Below are 1,191 nucleotides of genomic sequence, written 5' to 3' on the forward strand. Positions count from 1 at the left end.
TTAACCTCATATATGGTCTCCTCCCGTATTGCAAGGTATAACTCATCGATAACAGGGACAGGATTGCTGTCATATATACGGTCTTTTAATGAAGCTATTGGCTTCTGACCTCGATGTATTACGCGCATATCGTCCTTATCAGCTCGTCGGGCTTTTCGCTCTTTGAGGTTATCAGGTTTTCAATATGCAGGTTTTACCTGTTATGTCATCGTTTTGCTCTACCCACGCAATTCTTTGAAGAGCGGTTTACTTATTCTGCTGAATAATCTTCTCCTGAGACGGTAATAGCCCAAGCCATTCTCGCCATTTTGTTGGCATAAGCAACGCAGGCTCGGTTATGCCCCCGAGTTTGAACAAGCCGGTTTATCCATTGACTTAATTTATCCTTTTTCGTTCCAGCTCTTGATACCACAGCCTTTGCTCCTTGGATTAACAGACACCGTAAGTAACTATTCCCTCGCTTACTTATGCCTAGCAACGTCTCTTTACCCCCACTACTGTGCTGGCGGGGAACGATACCTAAGGAAGCAGAAACATCCCTGCCTCGTCGATAGTGACTGCCATTACCCACTTCATTAAAATAAGCACTCGATACCATAGGGCCAAATCCTGGTATGGTTTGAACTCGCTGACAAATATCATTGCGCTTTACTGCTTCAACAATCAATTGGCTATAGGCTTCGATACACGTATCTAATGCAGTTAATTGGCTTTGTAGCTGCCTAAGTATGGCTTTAAACGCCCCTGATAATGGCGAGGCCTCATCATCTAGCATGAGAGGGATACTTTTACGTATATTGTTTACACCTTGGGTTAACGCAATACCGTATTCAGCGATTAATCCTCTTATTTGGTTGCATAATGCCGTTCTTTGCCTAACCGCCAACTCGCGTGCTTTATGCTGTGCTTGATTATCTTGTTGCTCTATCGACTTTATTCCCACACTTTTAATATGTGGCTGGTTAGCCGCGACAGCAATGGCTAAGGCGTCGTTATAGTCATTTTTGTTGCCAATTAAAAAGGCTTTTACATGTTGAGGTGGAATAAGTTTTACCTGGTGCCCACACTGTTGTATTTCTCTTGCCCAATAATGAGACGTTGCACAGGCTTCTAAAGCAACTAAACAGGATGGGTGTGTTTGAAAGAAAGCTAATACTTGCGCTCTTGTTAACATTTTCTTGTTAATTAACC

Annotated in this window: 1 protein-coding gene; it reads right to left on the reverse strand. The window is 42.9% G+C overall.

The window, feature by feature from the left end; translation table 11 throughout:
* Nucleotides 1-250: 250 nt before the first annotated feature.
* A partial coding sequence (locus tag AAEZ02_RS21700; protein WP_249001023.1) for an IS110 family RNA-guided transposase occupies nucleotides 251-1,191 on the reverse strand: 941 nt, incomplete at its 5' end.

Source organism: Shewanella sp. T24-MNA-CIBAN-0130, from assembly GCF_040310185.1.
In the GTDB taxonomy this organism is placed as follows: domain Bacteria; phylum Pseudomonadota; class Gammaproteobacteria; order Enterobacterales; family Shewanellaceae; genus Shewanella; species Shewanella psychromarinicola.